18 protein-coding genes are annotated in these 16,416 nt (G+C 68.1%); 3 read left to right on the top strand and 15 right to left on the bottom strand.

Translation table 11 applies throughout. The features are described 5' to 3' along the window. Positions 1-33: 33 nt before the first annotated feature. From ND450_RS35930 to eccB, 3 genes are all read right to left on the bottom strand, one after another. A complete protein-coding gene (locus tag ND450_RS35930) occupies positions 34-1,098 on the bottom strand; it encodes a WXG100 family type VII secretion target (RefSeq protein ID WP_253322656.1) in 1,065 nt (354 codons plus the stop codon). A gap of 10 nt (positions 1,099-1,108) precedes the next feature. Then, the gene (locus ND450_RS35925; RefSeq protein WP_089915225.1) at positions 1,109-1,426 is read right to left on the bottom strand and encodes a type VII secretion target; all 318 of its coding nucleotides are present in this window, start codon (positions 1,424-1,426) and stop codon (positions 1,109-1,111) included. An 87-nt stretch (positions 1,427-1,513) separates the two neighbouring features. Then, positions 1,514-3,130, bottom strand: coding sequence for a type VII secretion protein EccB (eccB, locus tag ND450_RS35920; protein WP_253322655.1), 1,617 nt, complete (start codon positions 3,128-3,130; stop codon positions 1,514-1,516). A gap of 274 nt (positions 3,131-3,404) precedes the next feature. Between eccB and eccE the strand changes: the two genes are divergently transcribed. The 3 genes from eccE (at position 3,405) to ND450_RS35905 (ending at position 7,118) form a co-directional block, all read left to right on the top strand. Beyond that, positions 3,405-4,610: a type VII secretion protein EccE gene (gene eccE, locus ND450_RS35915; RefSeq protein ID WP_245786105.1), complete on the top strand. Its 1,206-nt coding sequence runs from the start codon at positions 3,405-3,407 to the stop codon at positions 4,608-4,610. Beyond that, positions 4,607-5,335 (top strand): hypothetical protein, encoded by a 729-nt coding sequence (locus ND450_RS35910; protein ID WP_253322654.1) that lies wholly within the window; start codon positions 4,607-4,609, stop codon positions 5,333-5,335. Before eccE ends, ND450_RS35910 begins: the two co-directional genes overlap by 4 nt. A 220-nt stretch (positions 5,336-5,555) precedes the next feature. Then, complete coding sequence (locus ND450_RS35905) at positions 5,556-7,118, top strand: S8 family peptidase (RefSeq protein WP_253322653.1); 1,563 nt, start codon at positions 5,556-5,558, stop codon at positions 7,116-7,118. Between the two features lie 319 nt (positions 7,119-7,437). Here the strand turns inward: ND450_RS35905 and truA are convergent, their stop codons facing one another. From truA to secY, 12 genes are all read right to left on the bottom strand, one after another. Further along, positions 7,438-8,232, bottom strand: coding sequence for a tRNA pseudouridine(38-40) synthase TruA (truA, locus tag ND450_RS35900; RefSeq protein WP_253322652.1), 795 nt, complete (start codon positions 8,230-8,232; stop codon positions 7,438-7,440). A gap of 59 nt (positions 8,233-8,291) precedes the next feature. Further along, positions 8,292-8,861, bottom strand: coding sequence for a 50S ribosomal protein L17 (gene rplQ, locus ND450_RS35895; RefSeq protein WP_089915245.1), 570 nt, complete (start codon positions 8,859-8,861; stop codon positions 8,292-8,294). 51 nt (positions 8,862-8,912) lie between these two features. Beyond that, positions 8,913-9,971, bottom strand: coding sequence for a DNA-directed RNA polymerase subunit alpha (locus ND450_RS35890; protein WP_089915248.1), 1,059 nt, complete (start codon positions 9,969-9,971; stop codon positions 8,913-8,915). Positions 9,972-10,122: 151 nt separating this feature from the next. After that, entirely contained in the window at positions 10,123-10,728 is a 606-nt protein-coding gene (rpsD, locus tag ND450_RS35885; protein ID WP_089915251.1) for a 30S ribosomal protein S4, read from the bottom strand. 23 nt (positions 10,729-10,751) lie between these two features. Continuing rightward, positions 10,752-11,159 carry a 30S ribosomal protein S11 gene (rpsK, locus tag ND450_RS35880; protein ID WP_065915981.1) on the bottom strand — a complete coding sequence of 136 codons (408 nt, stop codon included), beginning with the start codon at positions 11,157-11,159 and terminating at the stop codon, positions 10,752-10,754. Positions 11,160-11,196: 37 nt separating this feature from the next. Then, the gene (gene rpsM, locus ND450_RS35875) at positions 11,197-11,577 is read right to left on the bottom strand and encodes a 30S ribosomal protein S13 (RefSeq protein ID WP_089915254.1); all 381 of its coding nucleotides are present in this window, start codon (positions 11,575-11,577) and stop codon (positions 11,197-11,199) included. 220 nt (positions 11,578-11,797) lie between these two features. Next, complete coding sequence (gene rpmJ, locus ND450_RS35870; protein WP_010148647.1) at positions 11,798-11,911, bottom strand: 50S ribosomal protein L36; 114 nt, start codon at positions 11,909-11,911, stop codon at positions 11,798-11,800. 25 nt (positions 11,912-11,936) lie between these two features. Next, entirely contained in the window at positions 11,937-12,158 is a 222-nt protein-coding gene (infA, locus tag ND450_RS35865) for a translation initiation factor IF-1 (RefSeq protein ID WP_005166804.1), read from the bottom strand. A 122-nt stretch (positions 12,159-12,280) separates the two neighbouring features. Further along, positions 12,281-12,862: a hypothetical protein gene (locus tag ND450_RS35860; RefSeq protein WP_253322651.1), complete on the bottom strand. Its 582-nt coding sequence runs from the start codon at positions 12,860-12,862 to the stop codon at positions 12,281-12,283. A 285-nt stretch (positions 12,863-13,147) separates the two neighbouring features. After that, entirely contained in the window at positions 13,148-13,930 is a 783-nt protein-coding gene (map, locus tag ND450_RS35855) for a type I methionyl aminopeptidase (protein WP_253322650.1), read from the bottom strand. Positions 13,931-14,039: 109 nt separating this feature from the next. Then, complete coding sequence (locus ND450_RS35850) at positions 14,040-14,600, bottom strand: adenylate kinase (RefSeq protein WP_089915262.1); 561 nt, start codon at positions 14,598-14,600, stop codon at positions 14,040-14,042. Next, positions 14,601-15,917 carry a preprotein translocase subunit SecY gene (gene secY, locus ND450_RS35845; RefSeq protein WP_089915265.1) on the bottom strand — a complete coding sequence of 439 codons (1,317 nt, stop codon included), beginning with the start codon at positions 15,915-15,917 and terminating at the stop codon, positions 14,601-14,603. Positions 15,918-16,416 lie beyond the last annotated feature (499 nt).

Below are 16,416 nucleotides of genomic sequence, written 5' to 3'. Positions count from 1 at the left end.
TGGTTCAGCGGGGCCGTCGCACGTTTTCAGGTGTCAGTCGTCGCCGATCGACTTGGGCGCCGCCTTCTTGGGCTTGCCGAGCAGGTCCTCGATGGAACCGGTGATCCGCTGCTTCGGCTTGTGCTCCTTGTCGCCGCCGCCCTGCTGCCCGCCCATGGCACCCATCATCGGCGCCATGCCGCCCATCATCCCCATGCCACCGGGAGCGGCCCCAGAACGGCCACCAGCGGCCGCGGCGGCCTGTCCGGCACTCGCACCCCTGTCGGCAGCCGGAACCTGCTCAGCGACGCCCGTGGCGCCACCGAACTGCATCGGCTGCTCGGCCGCCGCGGGAGTGCCGGCCGAACCGCCCACCCCGCCACCGACACGGCCGCCACCACCGCCGACCGCGCCACCCGGTGAGGCACCGGTGCTCGCGGCCGCGGTGGCCGAAGCCCTGGCGGGTTCGGGCATCTTGGTCTCGGGCGTGGAAGGCGCCGTGTAGGTCCAGTTCTGCTCGGGGTAGCGGTGCTCCATGCGCACGGCACCGAAACCGTCCGCCTCACCGGAAACCCCGTCGCACAGCTTCAGGAAGGCCTCCAGCACCTGCCGCGCCGACTCGTGCAGCTCGCGGACCGGGTGCGCGACCTCCTCGATGTGCCTGACCGCCCGCTGGTCGCCGCCGAGCGGCAACGAGGCCGTGCCGGACACCGAGTCGGCGACGTCGGCGAGCACGTGCGCCATGTCCTGCACGATCACGCGCACGCCGTCCGCGGTCTCCTCCAGCGCGTCCGCCATGGCGTTCATCGCGTCGGACATGTCCCCGCCCGCGAGCCCGACCCTGCGCATGTGGTCGAGGAACGCGTCGGCGTCCTTGCCCTCCCACCGCGCGTCGACCCCGCCCAGCGGCGCGGAGACGTGCTCGGTGACGGCCTCGGTCACCTTCGCCGCCTTGCGCCAGCGCTCCGCTTCCTCGCGCAGGTCGTTCCAGTCGCCCACCAGCGGGTCGAAGAAGTCGTGCACGAGGTCCACGACACCGAGCTCGCGGCTGACCCGCGAGAGGTAGTCGAGCTCGGGACCGACCTCGGCCGCGATCCGCTTGCCGTCCTTGGTCACCATCACGGGCCCCCTACCGCCGGTCGGCCTTCTTGATGGCCTGCACGCCCTCGTCGTCGCCGTGCCCGTACTGCTCCGCGACGGCGTGCAGACCCCGGGCGGCCGCCTCGAGGGTGTCGCAGGCACGGGCGAGCTGCGAGTTGAGCAGTTCGGCCGCCCGCGCGTACCCCTGTGCGGTACCGGCGGTTCTGCCGATCTCGCCGAACGACTCCGGGCGCAGCGGGGACACCTTCATGGCGTCCCGCACGCGCCGCAGGTCGTCCGTCGTGCCGTCGATGCGGTCGGCGTACTTCTCCAGCCACGCCGCGTCGACGCTGATCCGACCGGCCAAGACTCAGTCCCCCAAACAAAAACTCCGGGTGCATTCGTCCGTTTCGACGATGATGCACCCGGAGTGGTTCCGCCACTTCCCGGCGAGCTACTTCTGGGTGGCCGCCTGCGGGTCCTTGAGGGTGCCGCCCGGAGCCGGGATCGAGTCGTAGCTGCGGTTGGCCTCGTTCTTGTTGAGCTGCGGCCCCATCGGCAGCAGGCTCAGGATCTGGTTCGGTGCCGGCGGGAACGTCCCGTCGAGACCCAGCGCCGTCGCGGTGCCCGCGTCCGGCACGCCGTAGCGCACGCCGCGGCCCGTGACGATCTGGACCGGACCGGTGCCGAAGTCGCCCTTGCCCTGGCTCGCCCGCACGACGGCGGCCTTGCCCGGCATCATCAGGAACTCGTCGACGATCTCACCGGACGCGCCCGCCGCGTTCAGCTCGACCGGCGTCATGTCCTTCGGGCCGGGCAGCCGCGAGCCGATCGTGACCGTGGTGTGCTCGGCCTTGGTCTGCTCGGTGAAGTTGTCGGCCTTCCAGCCGAGGCACAGGACGGTGTTGCCGGCGTTCGCCTCGAGCGTGCTGGGGATCTTCTTCGGGTAGGAGTCGAGCTTGAGCGGGTTCGTCGGCGCCTGCCGGTTCGAGACCGTGCTCGGCGAGAGCAGCACCGACTCCTTGTTGTTCGCGTACGACCAGCGCAGCAGGTCACCGACGGTCTCGTCGACGGTCTGGAAGCCGTCCTCCAGCACCACCATGGACTCGAGGCCGCCCTGCCGCTCGACCCGGATCACGTCCCCGATGTTGACCTTGGTCTCGGTGACGTAGGTGGCCTGCTTGCCCTGGTTCGGGATCTGCGGCGCGGCCAGCGGGGAGACCTCGGGGATCGTGGTGAGCAGCGCGGTGCTGATCGAGCGGGCCTGCTTGCCGGTCAGCTTGAGGGCGTTGACGACCTTGTCGTTCTTGAGGTCCACCTCGGCGCGGACGGTCGACGACGAGATGTCGGTGCGGCTGTCCGGCTTCTTGTAGATCAGGTAGGCCTTCTTGGCGCCGGTGCGCTGCTGCACGAGCACCGCCTCGTCGCCGAGCTGCGGGTTGCCCTCGCTGACGCCCGCGATCACGGAGGTCTTGATCTGGTTCTCCGCCGCCTGGTTCTCGCGGAACTCGTCTAGGTCGAGGGTGTCGCAGACCGACCACTGCGCGTCGATCCGCATGTCGCCCGGCGGCAGCACGTCCGGCGCGTCCGGCAGACCCGTGAGCCTGCCGCGCGGCAGGCTCGCCAGCGCCTTCTCGCTCACGAGCTTCGGGGCGCCGCCGGCGGCCTCCTGCGGGGCTCCCGCGGTGCCGCCCGGCGCGTCACCGCCGACCTGGCCCTGCTGCGCGTCGGGGTTGTTGCGCGAGTACCAGAGCAGCCGGGCCGACGCGAGGTTCGTCATCGGGATCAACCGCCGCGGCGCGTTGTCGACGACGTAGACCTGGCCGGTCTCCTTGCTGATGGCGATCTGCGTCTGGTCGTCGAGCTTCGGCGCCGGGCTGAAGAGCCCGACGATCAGGAAGCCGAGCAAACCGACGACACCCAGGACCACACCCACCGCTGTCGCACGCGAGTGGTTGCGCATGGGGTCGTGCAACATCACGGCGTCTCTGCGGACCAGAGCAGACTGCATCCGCCGCAGGACGAATTGGTAGGCCTGGACCTGTGACTTGGTGGTGGGTGTTGATGCCATTCTCGGCTCGCTGCTCTCCCAGTCGCGGTACGGTTCGGCAGGATAGCCGGACGCAGGTTGCTTCGTGGGCCGGTTCGCCAAGCCCACCGAACCATCGAGGGGAAAGAGACCACAACGGATGTCCGTGACCACTCCACATCCGCCCCGGCCCAACCCAGGGATGGCACGGCCGCAGGGACCTGGGGGTCCTCCTGGCCAGCAGGCACCCGCGCCTCCGCGTCCGGTCGGGCGTGTCCGTCGCAGAGCAGCGGGTGTGAGCCTCGGCTCGTTGCCCGTGTCGAACGTAGTCACGATCGAGGTCGGTCTCGCCATCGCCCTCCTCGTGCTGGCGATCATGGGCGTGAAGCAGGGCGACGCGCTGAACGTCGTCTCCGTCTCGATCGCGGGCGGTGTGCTCCTCGTCGCACTGATCCTGGCGTTCACCCGTTCGCGTGGCCGCTGGCTCACCCAGTGGATCGGCATCCGCCTGCGCTACAACTTCCGGTCGCACAGCCGCACCGCGAAGCGCGCGGAGCAGCAGGAGTCCAAGCCCGGTGACGACGAGATGCAGGTGCTCGGCCCGGAGGACCCGCGCGTCGCGTTGCTGCGCCTGGCGATCCCGGACCTGGTGATCGCGAAGGGCGTCGACCACGAACGCCGTCCGCTCGCGCTGTCGTGGCACGACGGCGTGTGGACCGCGGTGCTGCTGGTCGACCCGACGCCGCCGCTGATCTCCGCGGTCGGCTCGGCGCCGTCGCTGCCGCTGGGAGCGCTCACACCGTGCCTCGAGGACCGCGGTGTCGTGCTCGACGCGATCACCGTGATCTGGCACTGCTACCCCGGCAGCGCGGCACTTCCGCCGAACTCCCCGGCCGTCAGCTCGTACATGGAGGTGCTCGGCCCGCTGCCCGCGGCGGCCCGGCGCACCACGTGGATCACGGTCCGGCTGGACCCGCGCCGCTGCGGCGAGGCGATCCGGGAGCGCGGCGGCGGCGTCGTCGGCGCGCACCGGGCGCTGATCGGCGCGTTGTCCCGCGTCCGCAACGCCCTGGAGTCCGCCGGCGTCACGATCCGCCCCCTCGACTCGGACGAGCTGCTGCGCGCGGCGATCTCGTCGGCCGAGCTGACCGCGGCGGTAGGTGGCACGAACCCCGTGTCGCTGCGGGAGAAGTGGAAGGGCGTCACCGCGGGTGGCGTCGGTCACGCGAGCTACGCGATCACCGGCTGGCCGTCCAAGGGCCTCAAGGGCAACCTGAACTCGCTGACCGGTGTGCGCGCTCTCTCGTCCACGCTCGCGATGTCCATCTCACCGTCGCGTGAGGACGGTCAGGTCTCGCTGCGCGGCCTGGTGCGGGTGAGCGCCCGCACGCCGAGCGAACTCGACAGGGCCGAGGACCAGCTGTCGAAGCTGGGTGACAAGCTCGACATCACGCTGACCCCGTTGCGGGGCATGCAGCTCGCGGGCCTCGCCGCGACGCTGCCGCTGGGAGGTGTGGCATGAGCTCGTCGTCCCGTCTGCTCGACTCGCGCGGCCGCGGCGCGGTGGCACCGGAGTTCCTGGTGTCGCCGGCCATGCTCGACCTGGTCAGCCCGAGTGGCGACCGCGGCGGCATGATGCTCGGCCAGGGCACGAAGGGCGAGCCGCTCAGCGTGTCCGTCCTGCGCCCGACGCCGACCCGCATGGTGGTCGTGGGCGGCCTCTACCTGGCCCGCCAGATCGCGTTGCGCGCCATGGCGACCGGTGCGTGGATCATCATCGCGACGGGCCGCCCGCAGGCGTGGCAGCCGGTCGTGCGCGCCGCGGGCCAGGGCCCGGACGGGCGACCGTCTCAACTGGTCCAGTTGCGCCGACTGTCCCCGGCGGACCTCCCGCGCCCGACCGAGGACATGCCGCTGCTGGTGATCCACGACGGCGGCCACGTCCCGCAGGAGCTGTTCCCGCCGCGGGCGGCGTGGCAGACCACGATGTACGTGCTGCCGTACCTGCACCCGCAGGCGTCGTCCACGGCGAACAACGCGGACCTCGTGCTGCTGCAGCGCCTCCCGATGGGTCAGGCGCAGCTGGCCGGCCAGATGTGGCGCCTGCGCCCGCAGATGTTCCAGCAGCTGACCCAGTTGAAGGACGACCAGGTCATCGCGATGGGCCAGGACATGTGGGCGCACCTGCGCCTGTACACGACGCCCGGTGAGCAGCAGATCCTCGGAGCCGTCCGCCGCGGCGATTGAGTGCCGTGTCCGAATAGGCGAAACATGCGCCCCGAACGGTTCATCGTTCGGGGCGCAATTGTTTTGTAAAGAGATCAGCCGCAGCAACCGGTTCACAGCCACCCGCAAATCTGTGGATTCGCCATTCGATGGCAATGTCGTGGACCGTCTTGTGCGCATTCAGTCCGCACCACTAAGAAAATTCTCACTGCACAACCCTGCGACGAGGGAGCTTGCTGCTATGGGAGAATCGTGGGCCAGACGAGCGGCTGGAATCGGGCTGGTGGCGGGCACTGCGCTCGTCCTGTCGTCCGTCTCCGCCACCGCTGCGCCCGAGGGGGAGATTCGCAACCTCGGTGCGCCCAACTCCGTCAAGGACAGCTACATCGTGGTGCTGAAGGACTTCAGCACCACGAGCACGGACGACCTCAGCGCTAAGTACGGCGCCAAGGTGAAGCACTCGTACAAGTCCGCTTTGCGCGGTTTCTCGGCGCAGATGTCCGAATCGCAGGCCAAGCGCCTCGCCGCGGACCCGGCCGTCGCCTACGTCGAACAGGACGGCGAAGTCCGCATCTCCGAAACGCAGGCGCCGACCCCGTCCTGGGGCCTCGACCGCATCGACCAGCGAGCGCTCCCGCTGGACAACAGCTACACCTACCCGAACCGCGGCGCGGGCGTCACGGCGTACATCATCGACACCGGCATCCGCCTCACCCACACCGACTTCGGCGGCCGCGCCGTGTCCGGAACGGACACCGTTGACAACGATGCCGACGCCTCCGACTGCAACGGCCACGGAACCCACGTCGCGGGCACCGTCGGCGGCACGAGGTTCGGCGTCGCGAAGGACGTGAAGCTCGTCGCCGTCCGAGTCCTGAACTGCTCGGGCTCCGGCACGTTCGCGGGCGTCATCGCGGGCATCGACTGGGTCACCGCGGACGTCCAGGCCAACCCGGCCCGCAAGCCCGCGGTGGCCAACATGTCGCTGGGCGGCGGCGCCAACCAGACCGTCGACGACGCCGTCTCCCGCTCCATCGCCGCAGGCGTGACCTACGGCCTCGCAGCGGGCAACGACAGCGGCGGCAACGCCTGCAACACCTCGCCGGCCCGCACCCCGGAAGCCATCACGGTCGGCTCCACGGACCGCACGGACGCCCGTTCGAGCTTCTCGAACCTCGGCACCTGCCTCGACATCTTCGCCCCCGGCCGCGACATCACGAGCGCCTGGCTGACGAACGACGACGCCACCAACACCATCAGCGGCACCTCGATGGCCACCCCGCACGTCGTGGGCGCGGCCGCCGTCTACCTCGGCTCCAGCCCCACCGCCACCCCGCAGCAGGTCCGCGACGCCCTGGTCGACAACGCCACCTCCGACGTGGTCACCTCGCCCGGCACCGGCTCCCCGAACAAGCTGCTCCACATCACCGGCACGGCCCCCGGCAACCCGCCCGGCCAGTGCCCCGCCATCACCAACGACGCCGTCACCGCCATCCCGGACGCGGGCGAGATCAAGTCCCCGATCACCATCGCCGACTGCAACGGCAAGGCAGGCGCCACCGCCACCGTGAAGGTCGCCATCACCCACACCTACCGCGGTGACCTCGAAGTGGCCCTCATCGCCCCCTCGGGCGCGGTGAAGACCCTCAAGGTGGGCAACGGCTCGGACAGCGCCGACAACCTCAACGCCACCTACACCGTGAACGTCTCGACCGAGGACGCGAACGGCACCTGGCAGCTGCGGGTGCGCGACCTCTACCGCCAGGACACGGGCACCATCGACTCGTGGACGCTCGACCTCTGAGCCCCCGATCCTCTCAGCCGCACCACCAGGAGCCCCCGGCACCCGCCGGGGGCTCCTCCCAGTGGTGGGGAGAAGGGGGAGCGACGCCGGGGTGCGTGGAGACGGGATGAGAGGGCTGGGCAGGCACGGCGGACAGGTGGAGCGGAACCGCGCCGGGCCAGGAGCAGTCTGACGCAGGCGTCACCTCAACCGGAGAGCCGCACAACGCGACCCGGCCAACCGCCAGGCGCTCGCCAGTCGCCGGCCAACCGCCAGACGCCGGCCAGGTGCACCAGGCGTCCCACCAACCCCGAGCCGCGCCGACACGACCCGGCGCGCATCACCGGTCCAGAGTGCGAACCCGCCGAGTCGCCTCAGCCCGAGCCGCCAACTCCGCATCCTCAGGAAAATCCACCCGGACCAGGGACAACCCGTGGGCAGGAGCCACAGCCACCCCGGAGGCCCGCCCGGTCAACGACAACAGGGACGCAGGCCACTCAACAGCCTTCCGCCCCTCCCCCACAGCCAGCAAAGCCCCGATCAACGACCGGACCATCGAGTGGCAGAACGCATCGGCGGACACGAACGCCGTGACGACACCGTCCTCCGCAGACCGCACCAACTCGAGCCGCTGCAACTCACGAATGGTCGTAGCACCCTCACGCCGCTTGCAAAAAGCACAAAAGTCGTGCTCCCCCAACAACAACTCGGCGGCGACGTTCATCGCGGGAACGTCCAGCGGCCGGGGCCAGGCAAGCGTGTCCAACCGCCGCAACGGATGCGCGCCGAAAGCGGCGTCCGTGACGCGGTATTCGTAATGCCGACGCAATGCCGAAAAGCGAGCGTCAAAAGCAGCAGGCACCACACGTGCCGAAAACACGCGCACGTCCGACGGCAACGCACGGGCAAGCCGCTTGGGCAGGGCCGCAACATCCACCGACTCGGGCAGATCAGCGTGGGCCACCTGGCCCGCGGCGTGCACGCCCGCGTCGGTGCGGCCGGCGACGGTCAGGGACACGTCCTCGCGCAGCACCATCGACAGCGTGTCCTCCAGGACGCCGCACACGGTCCGGCGCGACGGCTGGCGGGCCCAGCCGGAGAACTCCGTGCCGTCGTAGGCGAGGTCGAAGCGCACACGAACGAGCCCGCCGCCCCCGGAAGCGGGAACGGCGGGCTCGTCAGCAGTCGGACTGCTCAGGACTTGTCCTTCTCGGACTTGTCCTCAGCCGCGACCTCGGCGCCCTCGGCGGGCTCCTCAGCGGCGTCCTTGGTGGCGGACTCGGGCGCCTCGGCGTCCTGGTCCTTCACCTCGTCGTCCGCCTCGACGACCGGGGCCTCGGCGGCGGCCGGCTTCTCGTCCTTGGCGAACTTGGTCTTGCGCGCAGCCTCGGCCTCGGTGGAGACGAGCTTCTGCTGCACCAGCTCGATGATGGCCATGGGGGCGTTGTCGCCCTTGCGCGCCAGCGTCTTGGTGATGCGGGTGTAGCCACCGGAACGGTCGCTGAAGAACGGACCGATCTCGGCGATCAGCTTGTGCACGACGTCCTTGTCGCGGATCACCTTCATGATCTCGCGACGGTTGTGCAGGTCGCCGGCCTTGGCCTTGGAGATGATCTTCTCGGCGTACGGACGCAGCCGCTTCGCCTTCGCCTCAGTGGTCTTGATCCGGCCGTGCTGGAACAGCGCCGTCGCCAGGTTGGCGAGCAGCAGCCGCTCGTGCGCCGGAGACCCACCGAGCCGTGGGCCCTTGGTAGGGGTGGGCATCGCTTGCTCCTGTAGTAACTAAAAGAGATCCTCTAGCTCTGAATCAGAGCGTCAGAGCTGCTCGGTCTCCGCGTAGTCCTGACCGTCGTCGTGCGGGTCCAGGCCGGCACCGGCGCCCCAGCCCGTGTCACCGGGGTGGTAGTCGGCAGCAGCCGCGGACGGGTCGAACCCAGGAGGCGAGTCCTTCAGGGCGAGGCCGAGGCCGACGAGCTTCATCTTGACCTCGTCGATCGACTTCGCACCGAAGTTGCGGATGTCCAGCAGGTCCGCCTCGCTGCGCGACACGAGCTCACCGACGGTGTGGATGCCTTCCCGCTTCAAGCAGTTGTAAGACCGGACCGTGAGGTCCAGGTCCTCGATAGGCATCGCGAACGCGGCGATGGTGTCGGCTTCGGCCGGCGACGGGCCGATCTCGATGCCCTCGGCGTCGATGTTCAGCTCGCGAGCGAGGCCGAACAGCTCCACCAGGGTCTTGCCCGCGGAGGCAACCGCGTCCCTCGGGGTGATCGAGGGCTTGGTCTCCACGTCGAGGATCAGCTTGTCGAAGTCCGTGCGCTGCTCGACACGAGTCGCCTCGACCTTGTACGTCACCTTGAGAACAGGCGAGTAGATCGAGTCGACGGGGATGCGGCCGATCTCGGCGCCCGCCTGCTTGTTCTGGACAGCCGGGACGTAGCCGCGACCGCGCTCGACGACGAGCTCGATCTCCAGCTTCCCCTTGCCGTTCAGGGTCGCGATGTGCAGGTCGGGGTTGTGCACGGTGACACCGGCCGGAGGCACGATGTCGCCCGCGGTCACCACACCGGGGCCCTGCTTGCGCAGGTACATGGTCACCGGCTCGTCCTCCTCGGACGAGACGACGAGCTCCTTCAGGTTCAGGATGACGTCGGTGACGTCCTCCTTCACCCCGGGAACCGTGGTGAACTCGTGCAGCACGCCGTCGATGCGGATGCTCGTGACAGCAGCACCGGGGATCGACGAGAGCAGCGTGCGGCGGATCGAGTTGCCGAGCGTGTAACCGAAGCCCGGCTCCAGCGGTTCGATGACGAACCGGGAACGGGTCTCGGAGACCGCTTCCTCGCCGAGCGAGGGGCGCTGGGAAATCAGCACTGGGTTCTTCCTTTCAGCAACGACGCCCGCTATTTGACGCCGTCAACAACAGCCAGCCGCGAGGACCGGCAAACGCACTCGGCACACCCTTCGCGCCGATGCGGGACCCGACCCGAGCCACCGTCCAAAGCAGACAGTGGCCCGGAGAGGATCACTTCGAGTAGAGCTCGACGATGAGCTGCTCGGTGACAGGCGTGTCGATCTGCGCGCGCTCGGGCAGCTGGTGCACGAGGATGCGCAGGTTCGAGGGAACGACCTGCAGCCAAGCGGGAATCGGGCGGTCACCGAAGGACGCGCGAGCAGCCTCGAAGGGCAGCGTCGGCATGGACTTCGGCTTCACGTCGATGATGTCGAACTTCGACACCTGGTAGCTCGGGATGTTCACCTTGTGGCCGTTGACCAGGAAGTGACCGTGAGCAACCAGCTGACGAGCCTGGCGACGCGTGCGGGCGAGGCCCGCGCGGTACACCACGTTGTCGAGGCGGGCCTCGAGGATCTGGAGCAGGTTCTCGCCGGTCTTGCCCGGGCGACGAACCGCTTCCTTGTAGTAGCGGACGAACTGACGCTCAAGAACGCCGTAGGTGTAACGAGCCTTCTGCTTCTCCTGGAGCTGCAGCAGGTACTCGGACTCCTTGACCCGGCCACGGCCGTGCTGGCCGGGCGGGTACGGACGGCGCTCGAACGCCTGGTCCCCACCAACGAGGTCGACCTTCAGGCGGCGCGAGATGCGCGTCGCGGGTCCCGTGTAACGAGCCATTAGTTCTTACTCCTCCCCGTGCCTCAGACCCGGCGCCGCTTGGGCGGGCGGCAGCCGTTGTGGGGCTGCGGGGTCACGTCCTGGATGGTGCCGACCTCGAGACCGGCGGCCTGCAGCGAACGGATCGCGGTCTCACGGCCGGAGCCGGGACCCTTCACGAACACGTCCACCTTGCGCATGCCGTGCTCGGCGGCCTTGCGGGCGGCGTTCTCGGCAGCCATCTGCGCCGCGAACGGCGTGGACTTGCGCGAGCCCTTGAAACCCACGTGGCCGGCGGACGCCCAGCTGATCACGTTGCCCAGCGGGTCCGTGATGGACACGATGGTGTTGTTGAACGTGCTCTTGATGTGCGCCTGGCCGTGCGAGACGTTCTTCTTTTCCTTGCGCCGGATCTTCTTGACCCCGGCGCCCTGACGGGACTTCGGTGGCAAAACGAGCTCCTAAGTTGAGGGCAGTAGACGCGAGGTCTTACTTCTTGCCGGCCTTCTTCTTGCCGGCGACGGTCTTCTTCGGACCCTTGCGGGTGCGAGCGTTCGTCTTGGTGCGCTGACCGCGAACGGGCAGGCCGCGACGGTGCCGAAGACCCTCGTAGCAGCCGATCTCCATCTTGCGACGGATGTCGGCCTGAACCTCACGGCGGAGGTCACCCTCGACCTTGTAGTTCGTCTCGATGTGGTCCCGCAGCTTGGCGAGGTCGTCGTCCGTCAGATCCTTCACCCGGAGGTCCGGGGAGATCTCCGTGGCGGCGAGCAGCTCCTTGGAGCGCGTACGACCGATGCCGAAGATGTAGGTGAGCGCGATCTCCATCCGCTTTTCGCGGGGGAGGTCGACGCCAGCGAGTCGTGCCATGTGGCGGTTAACTCCTGTCGATTACTTCCAGGTCTGCTCCTCGTCCAGTTCCGGTGACTGACTCGCTGTGTGTCGTTCCGGCTGCTCTCACAGCCGGTGTCCCGGCCCCGGCCTGGAATCCGGGGGTGTCCGCACGCTTGAAGCCCTGCGTGCGGCAGGTACGAGGAGGCTTCTCGTTACTGCGTCATCGAAAGACCTCGACGAGCGCGAGTGGAACTGCTCAGCCCTGGCGCTGCTTGTGGCGCAGGTTCTCGCAGATCACCATGACCCGGCCGTGACGGCGGATCACCTTGCACTTGTCGCAGATCTTCTTGACGCTCGGCTGAACCTTCACGCCTGAGATCTCCTGCTACTGGAGGTCACTTGTAGCGGTAGACGATGCGCCCGCGGGACAGGTCGTAGGGCGAGAGCTCCACGACAACCCGGTCCTCAGGGAGGATGCGGATGTAGTGCTGTCGCATCTTGCCGCTGATGTGCGCGAGTACCTTGTGACCGTTCTCCAACTCGACCCTGAACATCGCGTTGGGGAGCGGCTCGACTACGCGGCCCTCGACCTCAATGGCCCCGTCCTTCTTGCCCATGTCCTCCGCGTTTCGTGACGGTGATAAATACGTTTGGGCGCGTCCCAGCTCGGCTCGATCTCACCTGCGAGGGCATGACAGAACCGGCGCGACAGATGCGCCACCTGACCAGTGTACGCAGTTCACAGCGGCAACCCAAATCGGGTCCGGTCGGAGCCCTGGTCGGGCAGCGCGCCCCGCTCGAGCACCGGTCGCAGGCGCTCGACGTCGTTGAACTCCGACTCGTGCCTGCCGAGCACGGACCTGAGCGTGCGCAGGCGTTGAGCGGCGGTCCTCGACCCGTAGCCGGTCTCGTCGGAGCACCTCTGAGCTGCGTTGTTGAGCGCGAGGTCGCCGGATCCGACCCCGTAGCTCGCGAGACTCGGGTCGCCGGGCCCGAGCTGGGTGAACCCCGCCCGGTCGAGGCAGTGCAGCAGCGTGGCCTCGGTCGCCCGCGTCTCGGCGGCCTCCGGACCCGACTGGAGCAGCGCCTGCCACTCGTGCACGACGACGTCGTGGAGAGCCGTGATGCGTTTCACGGCGTTGACGTACTCCCACGGCGCGGCAGCACGCACGCTCCCGCCGCAACCACCGTCGACCGGAGGTGGCGGGCCGGTGAAGTTCGGACGCCTCACCACCACGTCGGAGAACGGCGGCTCGCAGCCCTCGGTCTCGGCTATGAGGTCGGCGAGGAAGAGCCGGTCGGCGATCCGTTCCGCCGGCACGTCCTGGTAGGTGAAGTCGGTGGCCGGCTTCGTGGCAGCACAGCCTGCTAGTGGAATCAGAAGGGCGGACAGGACGAAACGGGTTACCCCCACAATGCCCCCCAAGCATTGGACTCGCTCGTCACCTCGACCGTATCCGTGCGCGCAAACGAAATAGCCCCGTTCGCCGGAGGGCGAACGGGGCTGCGTTCGAACGCTGTTCTCGGGGTGTGGGGTGTCCCCGCTGTCACGCGGAAGAGCGAAGGTCCGGCGAACGCGGACGCAGCTCTCCCAGCGATGGAGGCGTCAGTCCTCCTCGGGTGCCGTGAGCACCCAGGGGCCGTCCTCGGTGATCGCGACGCTGTGCTCCCAGTGCGCGGCACGCGTGCCGTCGAGCGTGATGACGGTCCAGCCGTCCTCCAGCTCCTGCGAGTCGTCCGTGCCGAGCGTCAGCATCGGCTCGATCGCGATGGCCATGCCGACCTTGAGCTTCGGGCCCTTGCCGGGCTTGCCGTAGTTCGGCAGGAACGGGTCCATGTGCATCTTGGTGCCGATGCCGTGGCCGCCGTAGTCCGCGACGATGCCGTACTCGATGCCGTCGCGCTCGCCCGACTCGATGGCCGAGGTCTCGATGGCGAACGAGATGTCCGTGAGCCTGCCGCCGGGCACCGCGGCCGCGATGCCCGCGAGCATCGACAGCCTGGTCGCCTCGGACAGCTTGTGGTCCGCGGGCGACAGCTCGCCGACGCCGACCGTGACTGCCGAGTCGCCGTGCCAGTCGTCGAGGATCGCGCCGCAGTCGATGGAGATCAGGTCTCCCTCGGCCAGCACCTGCTGCTTGCTGGGGATGCCGTGGACGATCTGGTCGTTCACCGACGCGCAGATGCTCGCCGGGAAGCCGTGGTAGCCCTTGAACGACGGGATGGCGCCGGCGTCGCGGATGGTCTGCTCGGCGATCTCGTCGAGCTCCCACGTGGAGACGCCGGGCTTCACCGCGGCGACGACGTTCTTCAGCGCCCGCGCCACGACCAGGCCGGCGGCGCGCATGGCCTGCAACTGGCCGGGCGTCTTGATCTCGATCTTGCTCATGCGTTCACCGAATGACTCGACAGGGCGGGGTGGTCCCCCGGCAAAGGACACGGGCTCCGGTGACGTCGGCCGATGGCCGACGAGCACCGAAGCCCGCCTCGTACAACTGCTACTTCTCGTCGCGCAGGGAGTTCAGCGCGGCCAGTGCCCGCTCGCTGATCTCGTCGATCTCGCCGACGGCGTCGATGGAGATGACCTTGTCCGCGTAGTAGTCCAGCAGCGGCGCGGTCTCGTTGCGGTACACCTGCTGGCGGTGCCGGATGACGTCTTCCTTGTCGTCCGTGCGCCCGCGTGCGAGCAGCCGCTCCACCACGACGTCCTCGTCGACCCGGAACTCCAGCACCGCGTCGAGCGAGTGGCCGCCGACCGCCAGGAACTCGCCCAGCTTGTCGGCCTGGGCGACGTTGCGGGGGAACCCGTCGAGCAGGAACCCGTCCGCCGCGTCGGCCTCGGCCAAGCGCTTGCGCACCATCTCGTTCGTGATGGAGTCCGGCACGAGAGCGCCCTCGTCGAGGATGCTCTGCACCTCCAGCCCGAGCTCGGTCTGGTTGCTGATGTGTGACCGGAAGAGGTCGCCCGTCGAGATGTGCGGCACGCCGAGCTTGCGGCTCAGAACTTCGGCCTGGGTGCCCTTGCCCGCACCGGGCGGGCCAACGAGAACGAGTCGCATCTAGCGGAGGAACCCTTCGTAATTGCGCTGCATGAGCTGGCTCTCGATCTGCTTCACGGTGTCGAGACCGACACCGACCATGATCAGAACCGCGGTGCCGCCGAACGGGAAGTTCTGGTTCTGGCCGTCGCCGGTCAGGTCCAGGAACAGGTTCGGCAGGATCGCCACGATGCCGAGGTAGAGCGAACCGGGGAGCGTGATGCGACCCAGGACGAACTTGAGGTACTCGGCGGTGGGACGACCGGGGCGGATGCCGGGGATGAAGCCACCGAACTTCTTCATCTCGTCCGCACGCTCGTCCGGGTTGAACGTGATGCCGACGTAGAAGTACGTGAAGAAGACGATGAGCAGGAAGTACGAGGCGATGTGCACCCAGCTCGACTGCTTGACCAGGTAGGTCTGGACGAAGGTGGAGAACCAGTTCGTCTCGGTCGAGGTGCCCTGGGTCAGGCGCACGATCAGGTCCGGCAGGTACAGCAGCGAAGAGGCGAAGATGACCGGGATGACGCCGGCCTGGTTCACCTTGAGGGGGAGGTACGTCGACGTGCCGCCGTACATGCGGCGGCCGATCATGCGCTTGGCGTACTGCACCGGGATGCGGCGCTGGGCCTGCTCGACGTAGATGACGCTCGCGATGATGAGGAGAGCAGCAGCCAGGACGAGGAAGAAGGTGATCCGGCTTTCGTCCTTGTCCCAGATGTTCTTGCCCTCGGCCGGGATGCGGGCGGCGATGCCGGTGAAGATCAGCAACGACATGCCGTTGCCGATGCCCTTCTCCGTGATCAGCTCACCCAGCCACATGATGACCGAGGTACCGGCGGTCATGGTGATGACCAGCACGATGAGGGTGAAGATGCTGTCCTTGTTGGGGATGACGTCCTGGTCGCACTCGCCGAAGAGCTGACCGCGCACCGCCAGCGCCACGAGACCGGTCGACTGCAGGATCGCGAGACCGATCGTCAGGTAGCGCGTGTACTGCGTCAGCTTGCCCTGACCGGCCTGTCCTTCCTTCTTCAACTGCTCGAACCGCGGGATGACCACGGTGAGCAGCTGGATGATGATGCTCGCGGTGATGTAGGGCATGATGCCCAGCGCGAACACGGACAGGTTGAGCAGTGCACCACCGCTGAACAGGTTGATCAGCGAGTAGATGTTCTGGCCCTCGAGCGCTTCGGCGCACGCCCGCACGTTCTTGAAGGACACGCCCGGCGCGGGCATGGTCGCACCAAGCCGGTACACAATGATGATCCCGAGCGTGAAGAGGATCTTCTTGCGTAGATCCGGCGTCGCGAGAGCCGAGCGGAATGCGCCGAGCACGCGAACCTCCTGAGCGTTGCCGACCCCCAGGGACCGGCACATGCGGTAGTTGGCAGGCCGAGGTAGGTAGCCACGACCAATCAACCCGGAGGACATCCGGGTTCAGCCCGCAACACTAACAGGGCCTCACGACCTGGCCGTACCCAGTGGCCAATCACAGGTTGCTGACGGTTGATCATTCACTGGTCCGATGGGCCATACGGCCGAGCGACCTGCGGGATTCCGTGCTAAGGCGGCTATACGCCGAGAGCGAACGCCGCCCCGACCGCTCCGCCGAACGGCCCAGTTGCACACCCGGGAATCCCTCCGACCAGCACCGACGACCGAGCGGATTCACGAGGACCGAACTCGGGTTGTGACGCATTTGCACCTCCCCTAGTCTCGGCCGGGGGAACACGAGATGTCCGGAGTGTTCCCGAAGTGGGAAACATGAGAGCTGGGGGCTCGATCATGCTTTCACGCACCGGAAGAATCCTCGCGTCGCCACCAGCACTGCGGG

The organism is Lentzea sp. HUAS12 (assembly GCF_024125735.1).
Classification (GTDB): Bacteria; Actinomycetota; Actinomycetes; order Mycobacteriales; family Pseudonocardiaceae; genus Lentzea; species Lentzea albida.
This window is presented reverse-complemented; position numbering and strand designations above follow the sequence as displayed.